Below are 25,852 nucleotides of genomic sequence, written 5' to 3'. Positions count from 1 at the left end.
CGAATGAATCGTTACGCTTTTTCTTTTTATTTAAACGGGTCACTGTATACGTCACAGTTTCCGTGCTTTGTTCTTCTGTTTGCTCAGACCCATTAAAAGACGGATCATTATCGAATAACGAACATTGTCCATCTGGTGGTTGGTATTTTAACTTCTCCGAGCGCGAACCATAAATCATTTTGGTTAACTGGCGAACTTGTTCAGACAAGTATTTATTTTGGGCGAGTGACACGTCTAACTTTTTAGAAAGCTCTTCGTTTTGTTGCTTCATAACAGCGAGTTGCTCTTCTAATAAGTGAATTAATTTTTCTGTTGTTTCCATACTCATCTTGTTCACCACATTTCCGTTCAAATTATCTGCGGTTAATTATACCATTTAGAAAGTAGTGATTAAAAGACACCTTTTGCAGATTTCTGAATTGCCCTCGGTTGTTGAAGAGATAAACCTTCCAATAACCAACGCAATTCTTGTTGAGATAGATTTCGTACCTCCTTTTCATTTTTGGGCCATTGTAGCCTGCCATTGTCTAGACGTTTATAAAGTAGCGCAAAGCCGTCACCGTCAAAATAAAGACATTTATAGCGGTCCTTACTTATACCTGAAAATAAAAAAATCGAGTCACTAAAAGGGTCCAGTTCAAACGAGTCCTGAACGAGGGTCGCTAGACCGTCAATCCCTTTACGCATGTCAGTTTTCCCACAGACAATATAAATATTTTGCACGCGCGTAAAATCATGCTTCATTTTTGAACCAGCTCCTTCATCACAGCTTGAATGATGTGCTCATCTACGCCATTGAAGAAGGAGATTTCGCCTGCAGCAGTTTTAATCAGACAGCTTGGCCCAGCTGTCTGTTGGAAAGAATTAGTCGAGGTTGTTTCAGTTGGTATGGGATCCAGTTTAACTGGTACAATGGTTAATTTGTTAGTTGACATAAGGAAAGCACCTCCTTAGATAGATACATCTATCGTACCGGAGGTGCCAGGTTGTTTATATGCGTTATTTGATTACGGGCTTACAGGGAATCATTTAAATAGTCATAAATTAGCCCTTTATACGGTAAAATATGTTACTTATTCCCTCTAGATGTAAATCATGCATCATGTCATAATCAAGCTAAATAAATGTTTAGAATAGTATTGGAGTGGGTAGATGAAATTTAAGAGACAAGAAGGTTTTCGATTTAAATTCGATGAACCTATTAAAATGACTTTTGCGGTATATGAAAATGGAAAAGTGAATCAAGCACAAACAGCAATGGCTGACTTGCTCGATATTAGTCCGCGAGGTTTGAAGATGTTTACTGAGGTGGATTTAGGTGTCAATCCTCCTCCATTGGATTTACGCTTTGTTCTGGATACCGTAGAGGTACGAGCTTGTGGAGAAATAATTTGGAGCCGTCCTTTTGGCAATGGCAAGCAGTATGGCGTGAATTTCAATAATCAAGGATCGGTAGAAGATTTGATTGTTGATGAATTGAAGTCGCGACGAAGAAAAGAAGCTGATGAGGCAAAATTAAATAACGTAAATTCATAAAGTGAAACTTTAATCAGAGGGGGTTTCTTTATCCCCACTGATTATTAGTCTTCACCAATCGGGCTTTTAAGGGCAGTTAGGCTCCCACCTAAACTCCTTTGCCTCTGCTGAATTTAAGGTGGGAGTATTACAGCCCGTTAATGCGGGATAAAAAAATTTGCGAAAAAAAGAATTATTTTAGAGGAATTTCTCACACTTGTGTAGAAATATAAAGTATAGCAGTTATAAAGGAGGAGTTTACATGTTAAACTTTAACATTCGTGGTGAAAATATTGAGGTAACTCCAGCTATTCGAGAGTATGTTGAGAACAAAATCGACAAAGTTGAACGTTATTTTAACGAAGATGTTAACGCCAACGCTAACGTAAATTTAAAGGTTTATAATGACAAGCAAACAAAAGTGGAAGTTACAATTCCAATGAAAAACTTAACTCTTCGTGCAGAAGAGCGTCATAATGATATGTATGCTGCAGTTGACCTAATTGTTGATAAATTAGAACGTCAAATTCGTAAGCATAAAACAAAGGTAAACCGTAAATTCCGTGAGCGCGAAGGTGCAGGCCTTTATTTTGCTACTACTCAAGCAGTAGCTGATGTATCGACAGAGGATGAAGAATACTCTATTGTTCGTACAAAGCAATTTGATCTAAAACCAATGGATCAAGAAGAAGCTGTATTACAAATGAATATGCTTGGGCATGATTTCTATATCTTTACAGACGCGGAATCAAACGGCACAAATATTGTCTACAAACGCAAAGACGGTAAATACGGCTTAATCGAAACAACTTAAACTTCATATGTACAAAGGCTCTCGCCACAGCGGGAGCCTTTTTTATGACTTTATCGTCCTGCTAGTGACACTGTTTGCATGAAACTGTTACACAATGGTAAAATGAAATTTGAGACTATATAGGAAGTGAAAAAATTCATGGTAAACCTATTAAATAAATTATTTGATTTCAATAAACGTGAGTTAAAAAAATTAGAAAAAATCGCTGACCAGGTTGAGGGATTCGCTTCTCAAATGGAACAGCTTTCAGATGATCAATTACAAGCGAAAACAGAAGAATTTAAAAAACGTTTTGCCGACGGAGAGAAATTAGAGTCGATTCGTGCGGAAGCTTTTGCCGTTTGTCGTGAAGCGTCTAAGCGTGTGTTAGAGATGTACCCATTCCGCGTACAGATTATGGGTGCTGCTGCACTTGATGAAGGTAATATTTCGGAGATGAAAACCGGGGAAGGTAAAACGTTAACGGCTACAATGGCTGTTTACCTGAATGCCATTACTGGTAAAGGTGTGCATGTTGTCACAGTCAACGAGTATTTAGCGAGTCGTGATGCTGAAGAAATGGGGCATCTGTATAATTTCTTAGGCTTATCAGTTGGTTTAAACTTGAACAGCCTGTCAAAAGAAGAAAAACGTGCAGCCTATGAAGCTGATATTACGTATAGCACAAACAATGAGCTAGGCTTTGACTATTTACGTGATAATATGGTGCTTTATAAAGAAGAACGTGTACAACGTCCGTTGCATTATGCAGTAATCGATGAGGTTGACTCGATTTTAATTGATGAAGCGCGTACGCCATTAATTATTTCGGGTCAGGCTGGGAAATCAGCGCAGCTTTATAAACAGTCTAATGCGTTTTGTCGTATGTTAAGTGCGGATACGGATTACACATATGAAGAGTCAACAAAAGGTGTTACGTTAACAGATGCCGGTGTTGAAAAAGCGGAGAAGGCATTTGGTATTGATAACCTATTTGATTTAACGCATGTACGTTTAAACCATGCTATTAACCAATCGTTAAAGGCACACGTAAGTATGCATAATGATGTAGATTATGTTGTGCAAGATGGAGAAATTGTTATTGTTGACGGCTTTACGGGTCGTTTAATGAAAGGTCGTCGCTACTCAGATGGACTACATCAGGCGATTGAGGCTAAAGAGGGCGTAGAGATTCAAAATGAATCGATGACGATGGCGACAATTACGTTCCAAAACTATTTCCGTATGTATCAAAAGCTTTCAGGTATGACAGGTACAGCGAAAACAGAGGAAGAGGAATTCCGTAATATTTATAATATGAGTGTTGTGGCGATTCCAACGAATAAGCCGATTGCTCGTGATGACCGTCCAGACTTAATTTTTGCTTCAATGGAAGGAAAATATAAAGCGGTGGCGGCAGATATTGCAGAGCGCCATAAAGCAGGACAACCTGTTCTTGTTGGTACTGTTGCCATTGAAACGTCTGAAATCATTTCGAATTTATTGGATAAACATAAAATTCCACATAATGTCCTGAACGCGAAAAACCATGAGCGTGAAGCTGAAATTATTGCTAATGCTGGTACGAAAGGCGCCGTAACAATCGCTACGAACATGGCTGGTCGTGGTACAGACATTAAGCCTGGAGAAGGTGTAATGGAGATTGGCGGTTTAGCGGTAATTGGTACGGAGCGTCATGAATCTCGTCGTATCGATAATCAGCTGCGTGGTCGTTCTGGTCGTCAAGGGAATCCAGGGGTTACACAATTCTATCTGTCACTAGAAGATGAATTAATGCGTCGTTTTGGCTCTGATAATATGAAGTCCATGATGATGAGATTAGGGATGGATGATTCACAGCCACTACAATCAAAAGTTGTTTCAAGAGCAGTAGAATCAGCTCAAAAACGTGTTGAAGGAAATAACTTCGATGCTCGTAAACGTTTATTACAATATGATGATGTGTTACGTCAGCAACGTGAGATTATTTATAAAGAACGTTATGACGTATTAGAAACAGATAATATGCGTGTCCTTGTTGAGTCTATGATTCAAGAAACGATCGACAATGTTGTCGCATTGTATACGCAAGGCGAGCAAAAGGATTGGAACTTAAAAGCCATTGATGACTTTGTCGGTGCAAATCTCCTAGGTGAAGATGATCAGACGGTAGAAGATTTCCAAGGCAAATCTGCTGAAGAAATTAACCAAATGATTTCTGATGCTGTTCATGCGCGTTATGATGAAAAAGAGACAGAGCTTACACCAGAGCGTATGCGTGAATTTGAAAAGGTTATTTTATTGCGCTCAATTGATACGAAGTGGACTGATCATATTGATGCAATGGATCAGCTACGTCAAGGTATCCATCTTCGCGCATATGGTCAAAATGACCCGCTTCGTGAGTACCAACAAGAAGGTTTTGCTATGTTTGAGGATATGGTCGCTTCCATCCGCGAAGATGTAGCGAAATATGCAATGAAGGCAGAAATCCGCAGTAACTTAGAGCGTGAGGAAGTTGCAAAAGGACAAGCTGTTAATCCGAAAGAGGATGGTTCTCCAGCACCGAAAAAGCAACCTGTCCGTAAGGCTGAGAATGTCGGACGTAATGATTTATGTCCATGTGGAAGTGGGAAGAAATTTAAAAACTGCCATGGTGCAGGTCAATAAGTTTACGATTACGAAAAGATCATTTTAACTACACGTTAAAATGGTCTTTTTTTGCGTGTGCGGGCATGTGTAACTGGAGGAGGAATTTTGTGTAAGCTATGCATTGCGCATAGCAAGAACTTTTTTAAATCAAAATCAGCTCTATTAAAGAGGTGATGATTATTAGCATTCTTAAGTGAAGAGGAGGCTTCCATGCCCATAATTGTTGCTTTGAAATAAAGTCGTACTGTTTAAAATAAAGTTATACCGTTTATAAAAAAATTGCACCGTTTTGCCCCTTTAGATTACACTCATAATGAACATTTTCTGTTTTAAAAAAGTAACATCAAGATTTCCTATGGTGTTACCTATACAAATTATAAGAGCCTTACTAAATGAGCAAGGCTCTTATAATTCAATAACTTTATTATCAATTCACAAAAATAGCATTAAATACTAGACTAAAACTGTTTCTATTACTTAGATTTTATAAAGTAGATTCCTATTCCAAAGTTATAAATAGCATGAGCAATCATTGAAGGAATTAAAGAACCAGTAAAATAAAACAATAATGCAAATATCAGTCCATTAATAAGTACTAATACGTATGCTAAATAAACACCTTTATACTGCGGTATATGAATGATCCAAAATAGAAAGGAACTAAAAATAATTACGACTCCATCAATGATATGATGATAACCAATAAACAAACCTATTAGTACACCCCTGAAGAAAAACTCTTCAAAAAAGCTTCCCCCTAGTGAACTAACGGCAATACCACTTGAAGTCTTCATTATTTTATTTATTATTTCTGCGCTTTCAGTTTGAGGAAGCTCTGTTTTTGTTTTAATTATGAGACCAACTACAATTAATACTATAATCGTACCAACAATCAAACCTAGTAAGGTAACAAAAAGGTACGAGTGATCATTGGGAACAAACAACGAAACAATAAAGGGTATGATTTCTCCCCATCTAAAGATCGCTATAAGCATTAAACCTAATATTAAGAAAGGAGTTAATCCTAATACAATTTGACTCAATAATTTATAATGCTCTCTCGAACTTAATTCAATCATAAACTTATTCTCCTTTTCCCTCATGATGACTGTTAAACAATACACGAATCGCTTCTCCTAAAAACTCAGTCATATTAACAGGTAATATGGCTTTAATAATTCCCAATTGTTTTTCTAAATTATTATTGGAATTATAAAACTCTTCTAAAGGTACAGGAAGCATTTCTATTATTTCTTTTAATTCTCTCTGTACTTCGTGACTTTCAGGGGTTAGTTCATTGTGGATTGCTGCTTGAAAAAAAGATAACAACCTCATATTCAGCCTATCTAATGCTATTTGTTGAGATTTACTTTTGGGAATAATAGCATCAATTGTATCTATTGAGAAATACCGATTCAAAATTTTTCTTTGATCTTCTTCTAATCGAATAGAATTCATGAGCAACATAAAATCTTCGTTAGTTAAATCACCGGTTTCATTTAATAGAGCCTTAATCCTGGTCATCATTCCCAATGACATATTTATTTTATCTCTCTTATCGAGAAGTAAAGCTTCCTGAATTTCTAACATTTCTTTAAAAGAATACTCTGGGTCTTCAAGCCTTTGTTTGATTTCGTATAAAGGTAAGTTCAAACTTTTTAGCAACTGTATGTTATAAAACTTCTTCAATTCATCCCCAGTATAAATTTTCTGATTTAATTCATTTCTCTTACTAGGTACAAGTAGACCTATTTTCTCATAATGTCTAAGTGTCCTTATCGTTGTATTAACTGCTTTTGCAAATTTACCTATAGTAAGTTCCAAATAATCCCCTCCAAACATTAGTTACTTTTAAGCTCCTATATCATCTATATTAGATTGTGACGTAACGTCCTTCGCAATACATAATAAAAAAAGACAACCTTCTCTGCCAAAAAGGTTGTCAACGCCAACTGTTTAAACTTTCAACAAATGGGGTACTCATATTATACATATTTATCACTCTACAACTTCTATGTGGAGGCTAATAGATTTATGCGGATATACAACGTTAAGCTAAAAAAGCCCCCAAACGACGCTTTGGTAATGTTAAACTTTAATTACACGAGGGGGCGAAAAAATGGACTATACTAAAATCTATAATGAGGAACTGATTGCCTTAGTAAAAGAGAAAATAAAGTCAGTCGGTGAAATTAAAGCGGTGAAGTTTTTGAGAGAGCAAACAGGTATATCCTTAATACAGGCAAAAAAATTTGTAGATTTTTGTAAAGAATAGACATAAAAATTAGAGACAATAAATTAACCTGTGTTTTATTGCAACAATATTTTAAAGCATACAAAATAAATATAATAAACGTTCCCAAATGGAAGTTAGGGAATAAAACACCCCATTCAATTGAATGAGGTGTTTGTTTTTTGCTGCTTATAATCAGTATGTCCCCAAATCAGGCTTTGGGAACAACCTCATTCAAATTAAATACTTGTAGCATATTTTTCAATCTGCTTTTCTTTTTGAGCTACTAATCCTGTTTTAGAAAACTTATTAAATTGTTCTTTATCCAAAATTTTTGTTAGTTGATTCATAACCATTTCAGTAATCATATCCTTCATATCGCCAGAACTTTGTTCGTTTTCTTTTGATTTAGGTAACTTTGTTTCTTTAATCATCACTATCTCGCCATTTGCTTTCGTCACGTAATGACGTATATAGCCTTTCTCTTTTTTAATTTCATATGTTGCTTTAGATTTTTTATTTTTATCTAAAAACAAATCATCTGATAAACGATTGGAGCCATCTTTTTTTAGGGTGCTAAGGTAATTACTATTTCCTAGTTGAATATTCATTATAACCTCCTGATATGTAATATATTTACTTTTTATATCGGTCATTGTTTACTTTCTTGTACAACAGTTTAGTTGATTAATACGTTTGCTTAAGCTATACAATCCCATTTAAAATAACGTTCCAAAATCAAAGTTTGGAAACACACCAAAAAGGCACGAATGTTGTTAAATCAACGTTCGTGCCTTTTTATGAGGCTATTGTTTATACAGCTTTTTATACAAAGCTATATAAACATAGCTATGATAGGACTTTTCGAGATTTTTTTAATTTAACGTGAAATACGTGTTTGCAGGGTGTTTTTGATCAATCTTTATTCCAAAGCTATAATAATAGGTTCATCATCAAAAGTAGGGGATAACATTTGGTAAAACGTATTCCATGTATATAAGTGGATTGAAGTAGAGACTTGGTGACTTCTTGGGAATCAGCGTCACAAATGGGACCTTGGAGCGCGCAATAAGGGGAACGAGGGCTAGAGCATCACAACCTGTGATAACGCTTTCGTGACCAACCATCGTGCCACTGCCGCTCCGCTTTCGCGCAAAAAACACCTGTTGCTGCCACTACGTTTGCCGCTTCGCTTTCGCGCAAAAAACACCTTTTGGCTAAGCGCTCATCGGACGCCCCTAAGAAAGCGCCCAGTCAGAACGGAAATCCCCCCAACATTATGGTGTAAATTAAATTATTAGATAATTCAGAAAAAAGTATATAATACTACAACAATAGGTAAATAGTTCAATGAAAAGGGTAATGTTTATAACTTTTATCTAGTTTATTATAAATATATAAATGGTTGAAAAGTTTTATATGGTGTGATAAGTGTGGACTTACTTTCTTTGAATTAAGGGGGTGATTCATGTGTGGATATAAAAATTCTCGAGGAAATACATTGGAGTATACCAATATATTTATTACTATACTCCTCTTTACTAGAAAAAATAATTTTAAGGGGGATAAACATGCAAAATGATGACATTATGAGTGGTGAAACGATGCTGTATATGCCGGAGTATGATGCCTATGGGAACTTGTGCACACGTGTGATAGAACGGGATTATCAATATATATCAAAATTATCACCGACAAAATTAATGGATTATAATCTACGGTATTTCGGTTCAAGCCTAAGAGGGGCATTCGATGGCTCGAAAATGATACTTGGAAAGCTGAATAAAAATCCAATCGTTGTTCATGAAGGAAGTGATATTGTATGGTTTCCAAGTAAATCTCCTTTACATCCTGAATGTATATGGTTGGCTGTCCATCATATTGAGGACTATCAAGTTGTGGATAAAAAGAGTACAAAAATAGTTTTTATGAACGGCAAGGACATTATTGTGGATTTAAGTGTTAGATCATTTGAATACAGAATTCAAAGAGCGTTTTTACTAAAGGATAAACTAGAGAAACGAACAAAACACTTACTAGTACAACATGATCGAGTGAAAGTATATCCACGCATGGCAAGCCACAGTTCTAAATATGAGGATAAAGCTTAAGACGAATGATTGTCGTACATTTAGTTATGTAAATCAAGCCGTATTGTTAAAAAAGTATGTTTTCCGACGTAAAAACGTTATAATAAAAAAATACGGGGCTTACAAAAAATAGAGATATGAGCATTTTGAATGCATCTCGAGAACGATGAGAACTTAGCAAGAATCATTTGGATTAAAGGCACATACCGATACTTCGGTAACTCATCATGAATATTTACAAATAGCCCCATTAATAATGTTCGGAGGATTTAACAATGATAGAATTAGCAGATGTACGTAACGCGTTAGACACTTCAGCCAAAAAATTGGCGGATTTTAGGGGGTCTCTTTGACTTAGAAAACAAAGAGGCACGCATGCAGGAATTAGATGAAATGATGCTTGAGCCAGGCTTCTGGGATGATCAGCAAGGCGCACAAGTAATCATTAATGAGGGTAATGGCTTAAAGGCAATTGTGAATGAATATAAAGATTTAGTGGAAACATATGAGAACTTAGATATGACGCTAGAGCTATTGCGAGAAGAGCCTGATGAAGAATTGCAGGAGGAGCTGGGCACAGAATTAGTAGAATTCCAGCAAAAAATGGGCGATTTTGAGCTGCAATTACTATTAAGTGGTCCATATGATCAAAACAATGCGATTTTAGAGTTGCACCCAGGAGCTGGTGGTACGGAATCTCAGGATTGGGGCTCAATGTTACTTCGTATGTACACACGTTGGGCAGAAAAACGTGGCTTTAAAGTCGAAACAGTTGATTATCTTCCAGGGGATGAAGCAGGTATTAAATCTGTAACATTGTCCATTAAGGGTCATAATGCTTACGGCTATTTGCAAGCAGAAAAAGGTGTCCATCGTTTAGTGCGTATTTCACCGTTTGACTCTTCTGGTCGTCGTCATACATCATTCGTTTCTTGTGATGTTATGCCTGAATTCGATGATAATATTGAAATTGATATTCGCACAGAGGATTTAAAAATTGATACGTATCGTGCAACAGGAGCAGGTGGTCAGCATATTAATACGACAGATTCAGCTGTTCGTATTACGCACATCCCGACTGGTACTGTCGTACAATGTCAGGCAGAACGTTCACAAATTAAAAACCGTGAAAAAGCAATGACGATGTTAAAAGGGAAACTCTATCAATTAGAGATCGATAAGCAGCAGGCGCAGCTAGATGAAATCCGTGGTGAACAGAAGGAAATTGGCTGGGGCTCACAAATTCGTTCATATGTATTCCATCCATATTCAATGGTGAAGGATCATCGTACAAATGAAGAAACAGGTAATGTAGGAGCGGTGATGGATGGTGATGTAGATCCATTCATTAATGCATACTTACGTTCAAAAATCGGATAATGAAAGCCCCCTCAGAGGCACAGTGAAATTGTGCTCCTGAGGGGATTTTTTGTTCTTCTAGATTAGCAATGATCGGTCGCCCTCTCAAAAAGGTGGATGATATGGATTGTCTTGACTAAGCTGCTTACGTTCATTCATGTAATGCTTATAAAGCATCGATGCATTGACAAATTGCTTGCTAATAGAAGCATATTGAATGGGTAGTTCAATTTGTTTATCATTTTTTAGTGTGACGATACAACCCGTTTTACTCGGTACAATATTCGAAATGGCGTGTAGCCCGATCCAAATATTGTGGACAGAGTTTGGCGAATAAGTTGGTAGAAAAATACAAGGGTAACCATAATCATAAGCAACAACGATTGGAAGTTTATGTTGATTACCGAAGAAGCGCTTGGCGGAATGTTTTGCTGCCTCATAGGTTGTTCCGAGTGAAATACAAGATTTTCGTAATATATGCAGTGGCTTCCGTGTGACGATGAGTTCATTATGCTTGTCGATTACCCGTGTGAAAATTTTAGAGTCGTACTGAATTGGTTGAAGTAAATAGGTGTTGAAAGACATTAAATATCCATTGACATAATTTGCTGGCATATATGTAGTGCCTCCTTTTCTATTTATTATTGAAGTGTAAAATATAAATTTGAATTCAGAAAATATAGATAAAAGACAAAAGTGATTGATATTCCAAGCAATTGCTTAGAGAAATTGCTTGAAATTACTCGAGATTAATAGCAAATCGAAGTGATTTTCGGTTCTTAAGCATTGCTTTTTAAATTCAATTTTCATATAATTTAGAAAAGGATCGAGGTGAGATCGTTGGATAAATATTATTCGTATACAGATTTTCTAAAAGCCGTTGGTCAGTCAAAGAAAGTGGATGAGGCAGAGAAATTATTGAACGAGATTTATTTAGATTTATTTTTAAATCATATCCAGCGTATGCATCGTGAAGAGCAGCTCATGGTTCTGATAGATAGAGCACTCGATGAAAAAGATGAAAAGGCATTTCATCTATACGCAACCGAACTAAAAGTCTTACACGAAGTAGCAAGTGAATAATATGATGAGCCCGCTCTCCGTTTATTGGAGGGCGGGATTTTTTTGCTACTTTCTTTGGAAGATTGGTGATTTGGGGTGCCCTGAACTCGTCGGAACTTCATATGGCTTGAGTGGATATGGTGGCATTAAGCTGAGCCAGGACCTGAGCAGATATTTTTTGAAGTAATCGAAATCTTCCTAGGACCCGAGCGATTCTTGGTCGACCCCAATCAGATTTACGTCCGCCCTGAGCGAATCTTCACCAAACCCGATCAGATTTACGACCGCCCCGAGCGAAACTTCGTCGAACCCGATCAAATTTATGGCTGACCCGAGCGAAACTTCGCCGACCCCGATCAGATTTACGGCTGACCCGAGCGAATCATCGCCAAACCGATCAGATCTATGGCTAAGCGGAGCGTATCTTCGGTCAACCCGAGCGAATCTTCGTCGACCCCGATCAGATCTATGGCCAAGCCGATCGTATCTTCTGGTTACCTGATCAAATCTTCAATCAACCCGATCAGTTCTTCAGCCTACCCGAACATTTCACCTCCTTACCCAATCGAAACTCCCAGGACTCGAGCTCGACGAGGAGAGTCTATTATCAAACGATTGAAAATCTCCTCTAGGCTAATGCATTTCCATCCGTCCATCTCGATTAGCTAACATTTGGAAAGGGTAATCTATTAACAGGAACTCTATGTTTACAGACAGCAGTTAAGTCGCCGTAAGGAATATCACTTTTTTTGCTCTACAATTATCGAATGTATAAGTAAGCTTTCATTAAGCACTTCGGCCATATGTTCTACATTGTAGCAAAAGAATAAAAATTTACAAACATTCGTTCGTTAAATGTTCGAAATTTTAATACTGCTATGCTAAAATATATGTACAAATTGGTAGGAAAGGACGGGGACATGTGTGCAAACATTTGATTTACAAGCGCCATATACGCCTAATGGGGATCAGCCACAGGCAATTGCGGAATTAGTGGAGGGTGTACTTGCAGGTAAACGTCATCAAACATTGCTCGGTGCAACAGGAACAGGAAAAACGTTTACGATTTCTAATGTCATTAAAGAGGTAAAAAAACCGACACTTATTATGGCGCACAATAAAACATTAGCGGGTCAATTATATAGTGAGTTTAAAGAGTTCTTCCCTAATAATGCAGTTGAATACTTTGTCAGCTACTATGATTACTTTCAGCCAGAGGCCTATGTGCCACAGACGGATACTTATATCGAGAAAGATTCAAGCATTAATGATGAAATTGATAAGTTACGTCACTCTGCGACATCTTCATTATTTGAGCGTGAGGATGTCATTATTATTGCGTCCGTGTCCTGTATATATGGTTTAGGTTCTCCAGAAGAGTATCGCGAAATGGTCGTGTCAGTGCGTACCGGAATGGAAATTGAACGTAATCAATTGCTTCGAAAGCTAGTCGATGTACAGTATGAGCGTAATGATGTGAGTTTTACGCGTGGGACGTTTCGGGTACGTGGAGATGTAGTGGAAATATTACCAGCATCCCGTGATGAACATTGTATTCGTGTGGAGTTTTTCGGAGACGAGATAGATCGAATTCGCGAGGTAGATGCGTTAACGGGTGAAATTTTAGGGGATCGTGACCATGTCGCTATTTTCCCAGCATCCCACTTCGTTACACGAGAAGAAAAACTGCTAAAAGCCATTGAAAATATTGAAAAAGAGTTGGAGGAGCGCCTAGCTCTTTTACGTGCGGAGGATAAATTATTGGAGGCGCAGCGTTTAGAGCAGCGTACTCGTTATGATTTAGAAATGATGCGTGAAATGGGCTTCTGCTCAGGGATTGAAAACTACTCGCGTCATTTAACATTGCGTGAAGCGGGGGCAACTCCATATACGTTATTTGATTATTTCCCAGAGGATTTTTTACTTGTTGTCGATGAAAGTCATGTGACATTGCCACAGGTTCGAGGAATGTTTAATGGTGACCAAGCACGTAAAGGTGTGTTGGTAGAGCACGGCTTCCGTTTGCCATCAGCACTAGATAACCGTCCTTTACGCTTTGAGGAATATGAGAAACGTATTCATCAAGCCATTTATGTCTCGGCAACACCTGGCCCATATGAGCTTGAGCATACGCCGGAAATGGCGCAGCAAATTATTCGTCCAACTGGGCTGCTTGATCCACAAATTGACGTACGTCCTATTGAAGGACAAATTGATGACTTAATCGATGAAATTCAAGGACGTATTGCTTGTGATGAGCGGGTACTCGTGACAACATTGACGAAAAAAATGTCTGAGGATTTATCAGCTTATTTGAAAGAAATGGGCTTAAAAGTGGAATACTTGCATTCAGAGATTAAGACACTAGAGCGAATTGAAATTATTCGTGAGCTTCGCAAAGGTACTTATGATGTTCTAATTGGTATTAACCTATTGAGGGAAGGGCTAGATATTCCTGAGGTTTCTCTTGTCGCTATTTTAGATGCTGACAAGGAAGGGTTTTTACGTTCAGAGCGTTCACTCATTCAAACAATTGGACGTGCTGCACGTAATGCCAATGGTCATGTCATTATGTACGCAGATAATATGACGGACTCTATGAAAAAGGCGATTGAGGAAACGAAACGTCGTCGAACACTGCAAATGGCATATAACGAAGAACATGGCATTACACCGAAAACGATTGTTAAGAAGATTCCTGATGTTATTCGTGCGACACAGGTGGCAGAGGAAGAAGAGTCTTATGTAGCGAAGGCAACAAAAGGTAAGAAGCTGACGAAGGCGGAAAGAGAGCAGTTACTTGCTACGCTAGAAGTAGAAATGAAGGAAGCAGCAAAAGCGCTAGATTTCGAACGTGCTGCTGAGCTGCGCGATACAATATTTGAATTGAAGGTAGAAGGGTGAATGGCTTGTGAAAAATACTGAAATAGTCGTGCAGGGCGCGCGAGCACATAATTTAAAAAATATTAATGTCACAATTCCACGTGATCAACTAGTAGTGTTAACAGGTTTATCGGGCTCAGGGAAATCATCATTAGCGTTTGATACGATTTATGCTGAGGGACAACGTCGTTATGTAGAATCACTTTCAGCCTATGCCCGACAATTCCTTGGTCAAATGGACAAACCAGACGTCGATGCGATAGAGGGGTTATCTCCTGCTATTTCCATCGATCAAAAAACGACGAGCCGTAACCCACGTTCTACAGTTGGTACAGTAACGGAAATCTATGATTATTTACGTTTGCTATATGCGCGCATCGGTAAGCCTATTTGTCCGAATCATGGTATTGAAATTACTTCCCAGACGATTGAGCAAATGGTCGATCGTTTATTATCTTACCCAGAAAGAACGAAAATGCAGTTGCTTGCTCCAATGGTCTCAGGGCGCAAGGGAACGCACGTAAAGTTACTGGAGGATTTAAAAAAGCAAGGCTTTGTTCGAGTGCGGATCGATGGGGAACTACGTGATTTAGATGATGCGATTGATCTTGATAAAAACAAAAAGCATTCGATTGAAGTAGTCATTGATCGTGTTGTGATGAAGGAAGGTGTAGCGGCACGTCTTAGCGACTCCTTAGAGACAGCATTGCGTTTAGCTGATGGGCGTGTACTTGTCGATGTGATGGAACATGAGGAATTATTATTTAGTGAGCATCATGCCTGTCCATTATGTGGATTTTCTATTGGTGAGCTAGAGCCTCGTATGTTTTCATTTAACAGTCCATTCGGAGCTTGCCCAAGCTGTGATGGTTTAGGTTCAACACAAGAGGTAGATCTTGATTTGGTAGTACCGGATTGGGACCGTTCTTTATTAGAGCATGCTTTAGCACCGTGGGAACCAACTAGCTCACAATATTATCCACAGTTATTAAAGGCTGTTTGTGATCATTATGATATTCCGATGGATGTACCTGTAAAGGATCTTCCGAAAGAAAAGATGGATAAAATTTTATATGGTTCTGGTAAAGATAAAATCCACTTCCATTATGAAAATGAGTTTGGCAATGTGCGAGATCAAATGATTGAATTTGAAGGTGTTGTGCGTAATGTGGAGCGTCGTTTTAAGGAGACCACTTCTGATTACGTGCGCGAACAAATGGAAAAATATATGGCGCAGCAAGCATGTCCTTCTTGTAAAGGTTATCGCTTAAAGCCTGAAACATTAGCTGTAAAACTAGCAGATAAGCATATTGGTGAAGTCACTCAGTATTCGATTCAGGAAGCTGATACATTTTTCAAAGAGCTGGATTTATCAGAAAAGGATATGCAAATTGCTCGACTAGTTTTACGTGAAATTGAAGAACGACTAGGCTTCCTCGTAAACGTAGGATTAGATTATTTAACATTAAGTCGAGCAGCAGGAACACTTTCAGGGGGAGAAGCTCAACGCATTCGCCTCGCTACACAGATTGGCTCGCGTTTAACAGGTGTCCTCTATATTTTAGACGAGCCATCAATCGGCTTACATCAACGCGATAATGACCGTCTCATAAGCACACTGCAAAATATGCGCGATATTGGCAATACGCTTATTGTTGTCGAGCACGATGAAGATACGATGCTGGCAGCGGATTATCTCATTGATGTTGGTCCTGGTGCAGGTGTGCATGGTGGTCAAATTGTAGCGGCAGGAACACCACAGGAAGTAATGGAAAATGAAAAGTCTTTGACGGGGCAATATTTAAGTGGTAAGAAGTTTATTCCACTGCCAATTGAGCGACGTAAACCGAATGGACGCAAATTATCGATTAAAGGTGCTAAGGAAAATAATCTTCAAAATGTGAAAGTTGATATACCACTTGGCTTATTCGTTGCAGTAACAGGGGTTTCAGGATCAGGTAAATCAACGCTTATTAATGAAATTTTATATAAATCATTGGCTCAAAAGCTTAATCGTTCAAAGGTGAAGCCAGGCCAACATAAAGAAGTAACAGGGATGGAAGAGCTCGAAAAGGTTATTGATATTGACCAATCACCAATCGGTCGTACACCACGCTCTAATCCTGCTACTTATACAGGTGTGTTTGATGATATTCGAGATGTTTTTGCAGCAACAAATGAGGCGAAGGTACGTGGCTATAAAAAAGGTCGCTTTAGCTTCAACGTTAAGGGAGGTCGCTGTGAGGCTTGTCGTGGTGACGGTATTATCAAAATTGAAATGCATTTCCTACCAGATGTTTACGTGCCGTGTGAAGTCTGCCATGGGAAACGCTATAACCGTGAAACACTTGAAGTAAAATATAAAGATAAGAGCATTGCGGATATTTTAGATATGACGATTGAAAACGCAGTCGTATTCTTCGAAAATATTCCGAAAATCCAGCGTAAGCTACAAACAATTGTGGATGTTGGATTAGGCTATATGAAACTAGGGCAACCTGCAACAACATTATCTGGTGGTGAGGCACAGCGTGTGAAATTAGCCTCAGAATTACACCGTCGCTCAACAGGTAAATCATTCTATATTTTAGATGAGCCGACAACAGGATTACATGCAGATGATATTGCACGTTTACTTGTTGTTTTACAGCGTCTTGTAGAAAATGGCGATTCAGTACTAGTAATCGAACATAATTTAGATGTCATCAAGACAGCAGACTACATTATCGATTTAGGGCCAGAAGGTGGCGACAAAGGTGGTACCATTGTTGCGACAGGTACACCAGAAGAAGTCGTTGAAGTAAGCGGCTCTTATACAGGGAAATATTTAAAGCCCATATTGACAAGAGATCGTATGCGTATGGAAGCTGCATTAGCAAAGGCTTCTCAATAATAGTGGGGTTTTATCCCCACTGATTATTAGTTTTCGACACCGATAAATTACTGCGCGTAAAAAAAGTTCGCAAATTTCCTAAGAGAGATTTGCGAACTTTTTTACGTGCGCCCAGCATGCGGATGTCGATAAAAAGTAAAAGTTGGGTGATAAAACGTAAAAGTGTTGCGATAAAACTCAAAAGTTGGATGACATTTGTTAAGTGTAGCTTTATAAAAAAGTTTGATTGTTTGATTAAAAACATCTCACCTCTATAGATTTTTACGAGATGTTTACGAGAAAATAAAAAATCTCATCGTACATTCCGCAAGGTTTTTAATACAATCATCTACACTCTATGTCTTGGAAAATGTAATGGTTTCTCCAATATTAAATGTTTTACTTTTCTTCTTTCCGTCCAATTCCCATGTTATTGTGATCGTTCCTTTACTCAATAAATCTTTGATATCCTTATTTTCAAGCTGCTTATAATTTATAATGATTTCGTCTTTATATTCTATCTTATTTTTTTCTGGATCTTTATTTTGATAACTAGAACCGGTCCAATAAACGTCTTCGCCTAATAACTCACGAAATGAATAGGGTATGTTTATTTCTAAATCATCGATATTATCGGAGTAATCTACATTTAATATAAATTCTAGTTTTTTATAGTTATTTTTCTGATATTTATCTATATTGTTGTAATTTTCCTGAGTCTTTTCATCAAGCTCAATTATTTTAGTATTAATATTAATTATTGGGTTAAAGCGATAATACGTATAAGTACCTACCCCGACTACTAAAAAAACTAGCAAAAGAACAACTATGAACCGACTTTTGTTCAAAATATCCCTCCTACTTAAAAAGAAAAACAATAACTTAATGCTCAAGCATCGGTTATTGTCTTTCTATTACCAATTACGGTTGAATTAACTTATTAAATTTAACTTACTTTAATAACTACTTACCAGTTTAATACATCATACGCCCCCCAGGAAAGCGCCCGGCATGCGGATGTCGATAAAAAGTAAAAGTTGGGTGATAAAACGTAAAAGTTGGTCGATAAAATTCAAAAGTTGGGTGATAAAACGTAAAAATGTTCCGATAAATTCAAAAGTTAGATGACATTATGTTAAAACGCTATGAAAATAAGCCTAAAAAAAGATATATGCCCAATTTTTTCATTTTTATGGTGAAACTTTTCACAAGATGATTCGTATAAATAGTATAACGAACTGAGGGAGGCTATTTAATTATGCAAAATGAACGTCAACGAATTTTAGAACTTGTGGAAAAAGGAACAATTACAGCGCAAGAGGCGATTACATTATTAGAAGCGTTAGAGCAACCTAGCAAGTCCACTCAAAATGTTATGAATGATGTCTCAAATGAGGGCCAGCATTCCTCGACAGAAAAAGAGTCAGTGTTTAAAGAAAGTCACAAAGATGAACAAACGAAAAAAGATGAAGATTTCACTAAGTATTTCCAAGAAGAGATGCGAGATTTCCGTAAAGATTTAACGCAAATTGGTTCACTCTTTATGGATATGATGAATACAGCAGTGAAAAAAGTAAAAGAATTTGATGTTAACTCTCCGTTTGGTGATAAAGTTGAGTTTACACATACGGAAGAAGTGGCAGCTGAACATATAGATAATATATTTGCTGAATTACCGAATGGCAATTTTTCATTAGAATCTGCCGAGGGAGATAGCTTCCAAGTTATTTGCAAGGTGAAGGCACCACTTATTAATGACAGTGAAGAAGAAACGCGTGCTCATTTCCTAGAGCAATTCGTTGTAAAGGAAGATGAAGGTTCACTACGAATTTTAAGTCAACTAAAGCTTGTTCAAGTAAATGTTAAAGTACTTGTACCAAAGGAAAAATTAGAAAAACTATCTGTACGTTTAATGAACGGTAGTGTTACTTTACAAGATACGGATTTTGAGCAATTAAAAGTAAAGACGTTAAACGGTGTGATTAAAGGCTCTAAGTTTAATTTTGGAAAGGCAGAAGTTGATTCTTCTAATGGTTCGATTGAATTAACAAATGTCCGTGGTAAAGATTTAGAAGCTGAAACATTGAATGGTCGTGTATATTTAGATGGTGCATTGGATGAAGTTGAAGCAAAATCGGTCAATGGACATGTTGTTGTCACAACTTGCTCAACCAATTCATCAAAAATCAAGGCGCAAACAGTTGCAGGAGCTGTTGAATTGTATGTGCCACGTACAATATCGTTAAGCGGTAAAATAGTTACGAATTTTGGTAAAGTAGATATTGGTATTCAAGATGCTTCCAAAATCGAATCACAGGATCAATTCTTATCAAAAGTAGTACGTTTTGATAAAGAAGTAGAGAATGCCAATCGACTATTTATCGAAGGTGAATCTAAAACAGGTGCAGTTTTAGTACGTTATACAACAACTGACGAGCAGCATATTTAAGGAACAAAGCATTCGGGCTATGTAAAACAGCATAGCTTGAATGTTTTTTTACTTTCAACAGAAATCGACGCCTCTTCATTGAAGTCGATTTCTGTTTCTTTTATGTCGAGTTTTATGTCAATTTCGTTTTTGCAATGGCAATGAAAGAACGAAATAGAAAGAACTGACACGTAATGAAATGAAACTGTAATAAAAAAAAAGAAATAGAGTGCTATAATAGTAAATGAAATACCTCTTACATAGGTAAGAGATTTAGGTGGTTTAAATATGATAGAAATGAAAAATGTGACAAAGAAGTATCCAAATGGCGTTGTTGCGACAAATGGGATTTCCGTTAACATAAAGCAAGGTGAATTTGTCTATGTTGTAGGTCCAAGTGGTGCAGGTAAATCGACGTTCATTAAATTAATGTATCGCGAGGAAAAAGCTACTTCGGGAGAAATCACTGTTAATGGCATAGATTTAGCTACATTGAAAAATAATAAGGTGCCTTTTTTACGTCGACAACTTGGCGTTGTGTTCCAGGATTTCAAACTACTCCCTCGTTTGAATGTTTATGAGAACGTAGCATTTGCACTAGAGGTAATCGAGGAGGATCCTGTGGAAATTCGTCGCCGGGTAATGGAGGTTTTGGAGCTCGTGGGGCTGAAAAATAAGGCAAGAATGTTCCCTAATGAACTTTCAGGTGGCGAACAGCAGCGTGTTTCGATTGCGCGCTCTGTTGTCAATGTTCCGAAGGTCGTTATTGCAGATGAACCTACTGGAAATCTTGATCCTGAGACATCTTGGGAGATTATGAATTTATTTGAGGAAATTAATGCACGAGGTACAACTATTGTAATGGCAACGCATAACCGTGAAATTGTGAATACAATTCGTCGTCGGGTAATTGCAATTGAAGGCGGCATGATTGTCCGTGATGAGCACGGAGGTGATTACGGCTATGAAATTTAATACTCTAAAACGTCACTTCCGAGAAAGTATAAAGTCACTTGGTCGTAATAGTTGGATGACCATTGCCTCAGTGAGTGCAGTTACAGTTACATTAATATTAGTAGGCGTATTTGCGCTAATTATGATGAATTTAAATAAAGTAGCAACTGATTTAGAGAATGATGTTGAAATTAAAATTTTAATTGATGAAACAGCTGATAAAGCTGCTGAAAAAGCGCTCATGGAAAAAATAAAGAAATTGCCAGGTGTCGAAGAGATGAGTTATTCGACAAAGGAAAATGAGTTAACTAAATTAGTAAAAGATTTTGGGGACGATTTTAAATTATTTGAGCAAAGTAATCCATTACGTAATGTTATTTATGTGAAGGCTTCAGATCCTCAACAAACGGCTAAAGTCGCAAAGAAGATTGATGAATTTGAGTTTACATATGATGTTATGTATGGTGAAGGCAAAGTAGAAAAGCTTTTCAACTTCTTAAATACTAGCCGTAACGTAGGGGTAGTGCTCATTTTAGGCTTATTATTTACAGCAATTTTCTTAATTTCTAATACGATTCGAATTACGATTATTGCACGTGGTGATGAAATAGAAATTATGAAACTTGTAGGAGCAACGAATTCATTCGTGCGTATTCCATTCTTATTAGAAGGTATGTGGCTCGGGCTTTTAGGTTCTATTATTCCGATTGCGGTTGTCGCAACCCTTTACCACAATGTATATAAAATTATTGCGCCTCGACTAAAAGGTGAGCTTATTCAAGTACTTGATTTCTCACCACTTGTGTATCAAGTAAGTGCTCTGATATTACTAATTGGTGTACTAATCGGTGTTTGGGGAAGTTTCATGTCAGTACGTAAGTTTTTAAAAATCTAGTCTTTGAGGATATGGAACGAGTAAAGAAGCTTATTAAAAGCCTCGTGAAAAGTGCCGTCTAGAATGGAAACAACCTAATAGGTGATCAACCAAAATAATAGTCGAAAAGGAGTTCACTCGGTGAAAAGTATGGCGAAAAACTCAATGAAAACACTTACAGCAGCATCTGCACTATTTCTTTTTATCCAAACTCCATCAGCATATGCAACAAATTTATCGGATTTAAAAGATGAAAAAAAACAAATCGAATCAAAGAAAGATGGCTTAAATTCATCTATCAAAAATAAATCAAATGCCATTACTGTAAATGAAGAAAAGCAACAACAAATATTAGATCAAATTCAATCATTAAACGCTGAAATTGACAAAACTAATAGTAATATTAAAAATGTAATGGCAGAAATACATTCTACAAATGAAGAAATAAAAACTTTAGAAGGTTCTATAACGGAGCTTCTGCGCAAAATTGAAGAGCGTGATTTATTGTTAGAGGATCGTGCTCGTGCCATTCAGGCGAGTGGTACCGTTACCTATTTAGACGTACTGCTTAGTTCTAATAGCTTCGTAGATTTTATCGATCGATTCTCTGCTGTTAATTCATTAATGGAAGCAGACCGTCAAATTATCCATGATCAAAAAGAGGACAAGCAAAAATTAGAGGAACAAAAGCAAGTCTTAGAAAGCAAACGCAAAAAGCTTGAAGATAAAAAAGCTGAGCTTGATCGTTTAAAAGCATCATTGGATGGGCAGAAAACTCAGAAAAACAAATTAGTTGATCAGTTAGAAAAAGAACAAGAAAAACTAAAATCAGAGAAAGTTTTACTTGAAAAAGAATACTCTGAGGCACTTGAAATTAGTGATGAATTACAACAAAAGATTATTGATGAGCAAAAACGATTAGCTGAAATTGCCCGCCAACAAGAAGAAAAACGCAAGGCAGCCGCAGCAGCCGCAGCCAAGTCTAAGGCATCTAATTCAGGTAATAGTGGTAATAGTGGTGGTGGGTCTTCAACAGTCCAGGCTCCACAATCGAATGGTACGTGGATTACGCCAACAAATGGTCGTCTAACGTCGCCTTATGGCTGGCGTAATTTTGGCGGAGGTTCAGAATTCCACTATGGAGTCGATCTTGCAAATAATACAGGTACCCCAGTTTGGGCAGCTGCTGACGGTGTGGTTTCCTATGCTGCACCACTAAGCACGTATGGTAATGCTGTCATCATTACGCATTCTATCGACGGTCAAATTTATACGACAGTGTATGCACACTTAAATTCCTTCAATGTTAGTGTTGGCACAGAAGTAACAAAAGGTCAACAAATTGCTACGATGGGCAGCACAGGACGAGTAACAGGACCACACTTACACTTTGAAGTGCACAATGGCCCTTGGCAAGGACAAGCAGTCGGTAGTGTCAATCCATTAAAATATATTCCATTGTAAAAATATTGAAAGCTATACATTAGAATTCATCTAATGTATAGCTTTTTTAGCTTTCTATTAAGTTTTTTATAACCATACTGTCGCGACATGCCTTTCATAAAAGCTTGCTAGTCCAGACCTTACAGTGTCAACAAATCGAAGGCTTCGCAGTAAGTCGGCGGGATGATGTTGAAGCTTTACATAAGTGCCTGAAGAAATAAAAGAGACTGGTAGATACCAACGAATCGACGGATGGAAGATGTGAAGAGACGGAAAGTAGAGATAAAGAGACGGATAGAGGCAGCAAAGCGACGGATAGGACGATTAAATCGACAGAAAGAACCTACGAATCGATGGAAAAAAGAAGAAAAGAGACGGATGGAACTATTAAGATGACGGATATAATAACATTAAGAAAGGGACCAGTCGGCAGAAAGTTTTGGGAAGGCATTTCTATAGTGGTACCTTGAAATCAGCGTTGTTTTGGTAGATAATTGTAAAAGTTAATTAGAAATTATTTTCGGGCGCATTGGTTTTCTGTAGCGAAAGCAAAGCGACAGCTACAATTACGACAAGGCGAAATTGATATAAGTTGATTGGAGTGAGGTTGGGCGACTCCTTGGGATTAGCGTTCCAGACGAGAACCTGGAGCGAGCTTTGCGAGTGAAGTGGCTCATCGGAAGCCCCAGCTGGAACGGAAATCAACCACACGTTATGGTGATGAGCCAGTCATTTTCTAGTTGTGCCACATTTTATGTTAATATTAGAGTATATATACCTTCTGGGGTATTTCAATGAATTTGCTTATAAAAAGTATATTCTTTTCAAGTTTTAGGAAGATTTTTTGAACACAGTGTGAAATGACAGTTCACATAACGATTGTATGCTATGCTGAAATTATCTTTACTTGTGGAGGATTTATCAGGTGAATAATACAGAATGGTTCTCTATTCGGACACTAACATTACCAGCAACGGCTGTCGCTCTCCTTGTGGCATTTTTCATTGTATGGCTAGTTTTACGTGTACAATTTCCGAAAAAATGGTCGGGGGTATATGGAGACGCAGTTTTTACCTTTATTCTTGTTTGGAAATTTAGCATAATTGTCACTGATTTTAAAACTGTTATTGCTCAACCGTTTGCAATCCTTTATTTCAATGGTGGAACAATGGGTGTCATTTTAGGGGTAATGGCCGCTTCACTTCAGATTTGGTGGAAGCGAAAAAAATTACAGTTTGATGCAACTGGAATCGTTGCCTGTAGCTGGGCAATTATTTTAACGCAGTCAATCTATCAATGGCTTGTGGTGTTACTAAATGATAATCAAATCAATAGCGAAGTAATTACTTTAATTGTGCTAAGTACATTAACGATCCTCATACTATGGAAAATGACGGTTATCAATCGTGCACTATTTTTATATACGATTGGGCTTATAAGTGTTGCCTTTTTTCAGCCGCATGGTTTATGGCAACCAGCAGTATGGGTGAGCGTCATATTACTTATACTAGGTATAGCAATATATGACTACTCAAAGAAATTTTCACAAAGTATTTAATTATTGGGAGGTAAGGGATGAAAAAAAATATTGGGCTGCTTATCGTCGTGCTATTAGTAGTCGCGATGATTGGTACATATGTTAAACAGCAGATTGATAAGGACCGTGAAATTGAAACAGCTTCTCTTGGGAAAGCAGTGGATGAAGAAAAGATTGGCTTAAAAAAGGGAGATATACCACCGGATTTTACTTTAACAAGCTTGGATGGAAAAGATGTAACATTAAGTGAGCTTCGTGGAAAGAAAGTCGTGTTAAATTTCTGGGCAACATGGTGTCCACCGTGTAAGGCAGAAATGCCACATATGCAAAAGTATTATGAACAACATGCTAAAGAAGATAATGTGGAAATCATAGCTGTCAATTTAACATCGCAAGAACGTGATTTTTCAGCTGACGGAAAAATTGATACGGTCATGACATTTAGAGATAGCTTCGAACTAACATTTCCTATCCTTCTTGACCAAAAAAAAGAAGTTTCTCCACAATATAATGTTATGATGATTCCTACCACTTATTTTATTGATTCAAATGGATATATTCAACGTGCTATTAGCGGGCCGATGGATGCTAATATGTTAGAAAGCTATGTAGAAGAATTAGACTAAATAAAAAATAATAAATTCAAAGAATCTGCTCGTTTTTTCATTGAAACGAAGCAGATTTTTTATGTGAAAGTTTTATATAAAATATCCTTGATTCGAGAATGAACACCTGCGCTCAGGGGGAATATCCGTGCGAGCAAGGGAAATACCCGCGATAGGCGATGGAATATCCGCGCGATAGGCGAATATCCGAGATGGGCGATAGAATACCCGCGCGAGAAAGGCGAATATCCGCGATAGGCGCTGGCATATCCGCCCGAAAGGCAAATATCCGCGATAGGCGATAGAATACCCGCGCGAGCAAGGTAAATACCCGCGAAAGACAATGGAATACCCGCGCGAGCAAGGTAAATACCCGCGATAGGCGATGGAATACCCGCGCGAGCAAGGTAAATCCCCGCGGAAGACGATGGAATACCCGCGCGAGCAAGGTAAATACCCGCGAAAGCCGATGGAATCCCCGCGCGAGAAGGGTAAATCATAGCTGTCAACTTAAGAAAAGAAATGTGTATTTCTTTCAAAAAGTTGGTATAG

The 25,852-nt window shown here is 37.7% G+C and carries 25 protein-coding genes; 16 read left to right on the top strand and 9 right to left on the bottom strand.

Going from position 1 to position 25,852, the window contains the following annotated elements; all coding sequences use genetic code 11:
- The 3 genes from QRN68_RS03940 to QRN68_RS03930 all read right to left on the bottom strand — a co-directional run.
- A partial coding sequence (locus tag QRN68_RS03940) for a transposase domain-containing protein (protein ID WP_481817427.1) occupies positions 1-328 on the bottom strand: 328 nt, incomplete at its 3' end.
- A gap of 62 nt (positions 329-390) precedes the next feature.
- Positions 391-744, bottom strand: coding sequence for an IS66 family insertion sequence element accessory protein TnpB (gene tnpB, locus QRN68_RS03935; RefSeq protein ID WP_285395387.1), 354 nt, complete (start codon positions 742-744; stop codon positions 391-393).
- Positions 741-935 (bottom strand): hypothetical protein, encoded by a 195-nt coding sequence (locus QRN68_RS03930; protein WP_285395386.1) that lies wholly within the window; start codon positions 933-935, stop codon positions 741-743. Before QRN68_RS03930 ends, tnpB begins: the two co-directional genes overlap by 4 nt.
- 217 nt (positions 936-1,152) lie before the next feature.
- Between QRN68_RS03930 and QRN68_RS03925 the strand changes: the two genes are divergently transcribed.
- The 3 genes from QRN68_RS03925 (at position 1,153) to secA (ending at position 4,978) form a co-directional block, all read left to right on the top strand.
- Entirely contained in the window at positions 1,153-1,536 is a 384-nt protein-coding gene (locus tag QRN68_RS03925; protein WP_285395385.1) for a PilZ domain-containing protein, read from the top strand.
- A gap of 241 nt (positions 1,537-1,777) precedes the next feature.
- Entirely contained in the window at positions 1,778-2,329 is a 552-nt protein-coding gene (gene hpf, locus QRN68_RS03920; protein ID WP_285395384.1) for a ribosome hibernation-promoting factor, HPF/YfiA family, read from the top strand.
- 138 nt (positions 2,330-2,467) lie between these two features.
- Positions 2,468-4,978, top strand: a complete 2,511-nt coding sequence (gene secA / locus QRN68_RS03915; RefSeq protein ID WP_285395383.1) for a preprotein translocase subunit SecA — start codon at positions 2,468-2,470, stop codon at positions 4,976-4,978.
- A 455-nt stretch (positions 4,979-5,433) separates the two neighbouring features.
- On the opposite strand, the gene QRN68_RS03910 is transcribed toward secA, so the two are convergent.
- Together QRN68_RS03910 and QRN68_RS03905 are read right to left on the bottom strand one after the other, a co-directional pair.
- The gene (locus QRN68_RS03910; RefSeq protein WP_285395382.1) at positions 5,434-6,039 is read right to left on the bottom strand and encodes a CPBP family intramembrane glutamic endopeptidase; all 606 of its coding nucleotides are present in this window, start codon (positions 6,037-6,039) and stop codon (positions 5,434-5,436) included.
- Between the two features lie 4 nt (positions 6,040-6,043).
- The gene (locus QRN68_RS03905) at positions 6,044-6,784 is read right to left on the bottom strand and encodes a MerR family transcriptional regulator (protein ID WP_285395381.1); all 741 of its coding nucleotides are present in this window, start codon (positions 6,782-6,784) and stop codon (positions 6,044-6,046) included.
- 295 nt (positions 6,785-7,079) lie between these two features.
- Here QRN68_RS03905 and QRN68_RS03900 point away from each other — a divergent pair, with 295 nt between their 5' ends.
- On the top strand, positions 7,080-7,235 hold the full coding sequence (locus QRN68_RS03900; protein WP_285395380.1) for a hypothetical protein: 156 nt from the start codon (positions 7,080-7,082) through the stop codon (positions 7,233-7,235).
- Between the two features lie 197 nt (positions 7,236-7,432).
- Here QRN68_RS03900 and QRN68_RS03895 read toward each other — a convergent pair whose 3' ends face one another.
- A complete protein-coding gene (locus tag QRN68_RS03895; RefSeq protein WP_285395379.1) occupies positions 7,433-7,804 on the bottom strand; it encodes a hypothetical protein in 372 nt (123 codons plus the stop codon).
- Positions 7,805-8,764: 960 nt separating this feature from the next.
- On the opposite strand from QRN68_RS03895, the gene QRN68_RS03890 reads away from it, so the two are divergent.
- Together QRN68_RS03890 and prfB are read left to right on the top strand one after the other, a co-directional pair.
- Positions 8,765-9,304 (top strand): competence protein ComK, encoded by a 540-nt coding sequence (locus QRN68_RS03890; RefSeq protein ID WP_285395378.1) that lies wholly within the window; start codon positions 8,765-8,767, stop codon positions 9,302-9,304.
- Positions 9,305-9,558: 254 nt separating this feature from the next.
- Positions 9,559-10,663, top strand: a protein-coding gene (prfB, locus tag QRN68_RS03885) for a peptide chain release factor 2 (protein WP_481817426.1) whose coding sequence is annotated in 2 segments (ribosomal slippage) — positions 9,559-9,633 and positions 9,635-10,663 — 1,104 coding nt in all. Because the reading frame shifts where the segments join, the coding sequence is not laid out codon by codon here.
- Between the two features lie 84 nt (positions 10,664-10,747).
- Here the strand turns inward: prfB and QRN68_RS03880 are convergent.
- Positions 10,748-11,257: a competence protein ComK gene (locus QRN68_RS03880; RefSeq protein ID WP_285395377.1), complete on the bottom strand. Its 510-nt coding sequence runs from the start codon at positions 11,255-11,257 to the stop codon at positions 10,748-10,750.
- 225 nt (positions 11,258-11,482) lie between these two features.
- On the opposite strand from QRN68_RS03880, the gene QRN68_RS03875 reads away from it, so the two are divergent.
- From QRN68_RS03875 to uvrA, 3 genes are all read left to right on the top strand, one after another.
- The gene (locus QRN68_RS03875) at positions 11,483-11,725 is read left to right on the top strand and encodes an IDEAL domain-containing protein (protein WP_285395376.1); all 243 of its coding nucleotides are present in this window, start codon (positions 11,483-11,485) and stop codon (positions 11,723-11,725) included.
- A gap of 903 nt (positions 11,726-12,628) precedes the next feature.
- Complete coding sequence (gene uvrB / locus QRN68_RS03870; protein ID WP_285395375.1) at positions 12,629-14,608, top strand: excinuclease ABC subunit UvrB; 1,980 nt, start codon at positions 12,629-12,631, stop codon at positions 14,606-14,608.
- A 7-nt stretch (positions 14,609-14,615) separates the two neighbouring features.
- The gene (uvrA, locus tag QRN68_RS03865; RefSeq protein WP_285395374.1) at positions 14,616-17,480 is read left to right on the top strand and encodes an excinuclease ABC subunit UvrA; all 2,865 of its coding nucleotides are present in this window, start codon (positions 14,616-14,618) and stop codon (positions 17,478-17,480) included.
- Between the two features lie 335 nt (positions 17,481-17,815).
- Here uvrA and QRN68_RS03860 read toward each other — a convergent pair whose 3' ends face one another.
- On the bottom strand, positions 17,816-18,307 hold the full coding sequence (locus tag QRN68_RS03860) for a hypothetical protein (RefSeq protein ID WP_285395373.1): 492 nt from the start codon (positions 18,305-18,307) through the stop codon (positions 17,816-17,818).
- Positions 18,308-18,717: 410 nt separating this feature from the next.
- On the opposite strand from QRN68_RS03860, the gene QRN68_RS03855 reads away from it, so the two are divergent.
- The 7 genes from QRN68_RS03855 (at position 18,718) to QRN68_RS03825 (ending at position 25,321) form a co-directional block, all read left to right on the top strand.
- Positions 18,718-19,908, top strand: coding sequence for a DUF4097 family beta strand repeat-containing protein (locus QRN68_RS03855; RefSeq protein ID WP_285395372.1), 1,191 nt, complete (start codon positions 18,718-18,720; stop codon positions 19,906-19,908).
- Between the two features lie 267 nt (positions 19,909-20,175).
- The gene (gene ftsE, locus QRN68_RS03850; RefSeq protein ID WP_285395371.1) at positions 20,176-20,862 is read left to right on the top strand and encodes a cell division ATP-binding protein FtsE; all 687 of its coding nucleotides are present in this window, start codon (positions 20,176-20,178) and stop codon (positions 20,860-20,862) included.
- Positions 20,852-21,736, top strand: a complete 885-nt coding sequence (gene ftsX / locus QRN68_RS03845) for a permease-like cell division protein FtsX (RefSeq protein WP_285395370.1) — start codon at positions 20,852-20,854, stop codon at positions 21,734-21,736. The genes ftsE and ftsX overlap by 11 nt, the downstream gene beginning before the upstream one ends.
- Before the next feature lie 120 nt (positions 21,737-21,856).
- Complete coding sequence (locus QRN68_RS03840; protein ID WP_285395369.1) at positions 21,857-23,179, top strand: murein hydrolase activator EnvC family protein; 1,323 nt, start codon at positions 21,857-21,859, stop codon at positions 23,177-23,179.
- A 240-nt stretch (positions 23,180-23,419) separates the two neighbouring features.
- The gene (locus QRN68_RS03835; RefSeq protein WP_285395368.1) at positions 23,420-23,554 is read left to right on the top strand and encodes a hypothetical protein; all 135 of its coding nucleotides are present in this window, start codon (positions 23,420-23,422) and stop codon (positions 23,552-23,554) included.
- 529 nt (positions 23,555-24,083) lie between these two features.
- Positions 24,084-24,716, top strand: coding sequence for a hypothetical protein (locus tag QRN68_RS03830; protein WP_285395367.1), 633 nt, complete (start codon positions 24,084-24,086; stop codon positions 24,714-24,716).
- A 17-nt stretch (positions 24,717-24,733) separates the two neighbouring features.
- Complete coding sequence (locus tag QRN68_RS03825) at positions 24,734-25,321, top strand: peroxiredoxin family protein (RefSeq protein ID WP_285395366.1); 588 nt, start codon at positions 24,734-24,736, stop codon at positions 25,319-25,321.
- Between the two features lie 59 nt (positions 25,322-25,380).
- Here the strand turns inward: QRN68_RS03825 and QRN68_RS03820 are convergent.
- Positions 25,381-25,852, bottom strand: a 472-nt coding sequence (locus QRN68_RS03820) for a hypothetical protein (RefSeq protein WP_285395365.1), incomplete at its 5' end; no start/stop codon positions are given.

Source organism: Lysinibacillus sp. fls2-241-R2A-57 (assembly GCF_030209535.1).
GTDB lineage: Bacteria > Bacillota > Bacilli > Bacillales_A > Planococcaceae > Lysinibacillus.
Note: the sequence above shows the minus strand (reverse complement) of the source record. Positions and strands in the feature narration are given on the sequence as shown.